Source organism: Campylobacter sp. TTU-622 (assembly GCF_016598965.1).
Taxonomy (GTDB): Bacteria; Campylobacterota; Campylobacteria; order Campylobacterales; family Campylobacteraceae; genus Campylobacter_D.
The window spans coordinates 1-820 of record NZ_JAENKR010000187.1 but is presented as its reverse complement, the minus strand read 5'-3'; the positions used below and the strand labels follow the sequence as shown (position 1 = coordinate 820).

At 19.4% G+C, this 820-nt stretch carries 1 protein-coding gene; it reads right to left on the bottom strand.

Annotated elements, in window-relative coordinates:
- On the bottom strand, positions 1 to 820 hold an 820-nt coding region (locus JG677_RS08370; RefSeq protein WP_200286182.1), incomplete at both ends, for an NFACT family protein.

Genomic DNA, 820 nt, shown 5'->3' with positions numbered 1-820 from the left:
CTATAAAGCTTTTCGTAAAAATCCATTTTTTCTAAAAGATTATTTCTTTCAATACTTATATTTTTAGCTCTTTGTTTAAGTTTTTTTGATTTTTTATAAAAAATATTTGCACTTTGTTTTGGATTATATTCTAAGTTAAAAAGTATAGTTTGTCCATAAAAATCTTTAAGCTCAAATTTCCTTTCATATTCTTTTAAGTTATTTAAATTTGCAAATAAAACATCGGCTTTAAAACTAAGATTCTTAGCTTCTTTTAATAAATCATCTTCTTTTTCTAAAGAACATATATATTCTTTTATTTTTTGAATTTTTTTATCAAGGGTATTAAGTTTGATATTTTTGTTTTCTTCTAGCCTTTTTTGATATAAATTTTGAAATTGTTCTTGAAAATATTTTTGAAAATCTTTGATTTCTTTATATTCTTCTTTAATTTCATAAGGTTTTAAAATTTCTAATTTTAAACTAGGTTTTATAGGACGAAAACTTTTATCAATATGTCTTAAAGCTTCTATAATTACATTATCATAATCTGTAATAATAGCATTAGTATTTCTACCTGTAAATTCAAAATAAATTTTATTTTTGTAATTTTTATAAGCTTTTTGATTTTCAGTATAAAAACATAAAACACGATTATTATTTAAAACTTCTATATTTTTAATATAAGCATTATTAAAGTACTTTTTAAGCATAAAATCAAAAGGAGCGTTATAATTTTTAATGGTAATTTTAGCTTGATAAATAGCACTTAAAGATCTATTTAAGTCTATAATAAATTTTTGTCTATCTAAACTTAATTCTAAGATATTATCATCAATAC